Source organism: Enterobacter sp. CM29 (assembly GCF_013179605.1).
In the GTDB taxonomy this organism is placed as follows: Bacteria; Pseudomonadota; Gammaproteobacteria; order Enterobacterales; family Enterobacteriaceae; genus Enterobacter; species Enterobacter intestinihominis.
Map to the genome: position 1 here is coordinate 1 of NZ_JABMCU010000311.1, position 2,538 is coordinate 2,538.

Annotated in this window: 4 protein-coding genes; all 4 read left to right on the forward strand. The window is 52.8% G+C overall.

All coding sequences use genetic code 11. The annotated features are described in order from the left end of the window. Positions 1-27: 27 nt before the first annotated feature. On the forward strand, positions 28-225 hold the full coding sequence (locus HP459_RS22365; RefSeq protein WP_003855996.1) for a DUF2065 domain-containing protein: 198 nt from the start codon (positions 28-30) through the stop codon (positions 223-225). Between the two features lie 104 nt (positions 226-329). Continuing rightward, a complete protein-coding gene (locus HP459_RS22370; RefSeq protein WP_032621775.1) occupies positions 330-1,628 on the forward strand; it encodes an adenylosuccinate synthase in 1,299 nt (432 codons plus the stop codon). Positions 1,629-1,820: 192 nt separating this feature from the next. Beyond that, positions 1,821-2,246 carry a nitric oxide-sensing transcriptional repressor NsrR gene (gene nsrR, locus HP459_RS22375; RefSeq protein WP_003855998.1) on the forward strand — a complete coding sequence of 142 codons (426 nt, stop codon included), beginning with the start codon at positions 1,821-1,823 and terminating at the stop codon, positions 2,244-2,246. A 38-nt stretch (positions 2,247-2,284) separates the two neighbouring features. Beyond that, on the forward strand, positions 2,285-2,538 hold a 254-nt coding region (locus HP459_RS22380), incomplete at its 3' end, for a winged-helix domain-containing protein (protein ID WP_301541007.1).

Genomic DNA, 2,538 nt, shown 5'->3' on the forward strand with positions numbered 1-2,538 from the left:
GGTGGTTTTCTTTTATAAGGATGAAAAATGAATTCAACGATCTGGCTCGCACTGGCTTTGGTTTTGGTGCTGGAAGGCCTCGGCCCGATGCTCTATCCACGCGCATGGCGACGGATGATCGCGACCATGAGCCAACTTCCGGACAATATTTTGCGTCGTTTTGGTGGTGGACTTGTGGTTGCCGGTATCGTTATCTACTACATGTTGAGGAAAACGATTGGCTGATCAAAAACTAACCGCAATCGGCATATTTTAGGGTCAAAAAGTGCTGTATATCTGAAAAAGCGATGGTAGAATCCATTTTTAAGCAAACGGTGATTTTGAAAAAAATGGGTAACAACGTCGTCGTACTGGGCACCCAATGGGGTGACGAAGGTAAAGGGAAGATTGTCGATCTTCTGACTGAACGGGCTAAATATGTTGTACGCTACCAGGGCGGTCACAACGCAGGCCATACTCTCGTAATCAACGGTGAAAAAACCGTCCTCCATCTTATTCCATCAGGCATTCTTCGCGAAAACGTCACTAGCATCATCGGTAACGGCGTTGTGCTGTCTCCAGCTGCGCTGATGAAAGAGATGAAAGGTCTGGAAGACCGTGGTATCCCTGTTCGTGAGCGTCTGCTGCTCTCCGAAGCCTGCCCGCTGATCCTGGACTATCATGTGGCGCTGGACGTGGCGCGTGAAAAAGCGCGTGGCGCGAAAGCGATCGGCACTACCGGTCGTGGCATCGGCCCGGCATACGAAGATAAAGTGGCTCGTCGCGGTCTGCGTGTGGGCGACCTCTTCGACAAAGCGACCTTCGCTGAAAAACTGAAAGAAGTGATGGAATATCACAACTTCCAGCTGGTGAATTTCTATAAAGCCGAAGCCGTTGACTACCAGAAAGTGCTGGATGACGTCATGGCGATTGCTGACATTCTGACCGGCATGGTTGTTGATGTGTCCGATCTGCTGGACCAGGCGCGCAAGCGTGGCGATTTCGTCATGTTTGAAGGTGCGCAGGGTACCCTGCTGGACATCGACCACGGTACCTATCCGTATGTAACGTCCTCTAACACCACCGCGGGTGGCGTGGCAACCGGCTCCGGCCTGGGCCCACGTTATGTGGATTACGTTCTGGGCATCATCAAAGCGTACTCCACTCGCGTGGGTGCAGGTCCATTCCCGACCGAGCTGTTTGATGAAACCGGCGAGTTCCTCTGCAAGCAGGGTAACGAGTTTGGCGCAACCACTGGTCGTCGTCGTCGTACTGGCTGGCTGGACGCCGTTGCCGTGCGTCGTGCTGTGCAGATCAACTCCCTGTCTGGCTTCTGCCTGACCAAGCTGGACGTACTGGACGGCCTGAAAGAAGTGAAAATCTGCGTGGGCTACCGTCTGCCAGATGGTCGCGAAGTGACTACCACTCCGCTGGCCGCTGACGACTGGGAAGGCATTGAGCCAATCTACGAAACCATGCCGGGCTGGTCTGAGACCACCTTCGGTGTGAAAGAACGTAGTGGCCTGCCAAAAGCTGCGCTGGACTACATTAAGCGTATTGAAGAACTGACCGAAGTGCCGATCGATATTATTTCTACCGGCCCGGATCGTACTGAAACGATGATCCTGCGCGACCCGTTCGACGCATAATCTTCGTGACTGCTGGCCTGCGGGGAAACCCGTAGGCCGGATAAGCGCAGCGCCATCCGGCGACCGCTCCTGGATCTCCGCTTTTTCGCCCCGTCTGTCAAATAAATTAGCCGCTAACTATCTGGCTGGTTTATCATCATTAATGAATATCTCTGCGGTTTGACCGCGTTTTCCCTTTTTCCTGAGGTTGATGTGCAGTTAACAAGTTTCACCGATTACGGCTTACGCGCGCTGATTTACATGGCGTCGTTACCCGATGGGAAGATGACCAGCATCTCTGAAGTCACAGAGGTGTACGGTGTGTCCCGTAATCATATGGTCAAAATAATCAATCAACTTAGTCGTGCCGGATACGTTGCTGCCGTCCGCGGGAAGAATGGAGGGATCCGTCTCGGTAAACCGGCACAGAGTATCCGTATCGGCGATGTGGTACGTGAACTGGAGCCGCTATCTCTGGTGAACTGTAGCAGTGCGTTTTGCCACATTACGCCCGCTTGCCGCCTGAAACAGGCGCTTTCAAAGGCCGTGCAAAGTTTTCTCAAGGAACTGGATAACTACACGCTGGCCGATTTGGTTGAAGAGAATCAACCGCTTTATAAATTATTGCTGGTGGAATGAAGAAAATTTCCACCGGAGCTGACAACGGAGGAACCGACATGTCACAAGATCCTTTCCAGGAACGCGAAGCCGAAAAATACGCGAATCCTATCCCCAGCCGCGAGTTCATCATTGAACACTTAACAAAACGCGAAAAACCCGCCAATCGTGAAGAACTTGCCGTTGAATTAAACATTGAGGGTGAAGAGCAAATTGAAGCCCTTCGCCGCCGCCTGCGCGCCATGGAGCGCGACGGCCAGCTGGTCTTTACTCGTCGCCAGTGCTACGCGCTGCCAGAACGCCTCGATCTGCT

Excerpts from the sequence above, each read along its gene's own strand:
- HP459_RS22365 (WP_003855996.1), top strand. The coding sequence starts at position 28 with ATGAATTCAACGATCTGGCTCGCACTGGCTTTGGTTTTGGTGCTGGAA.
- HP459_RS22370 (WP_032621775.1), top strand. The coding sequence starts at position 330 with ATGGGTAACAACGTCGTCGTACTGGGCACCCAATGGGGTGACGAAGGT.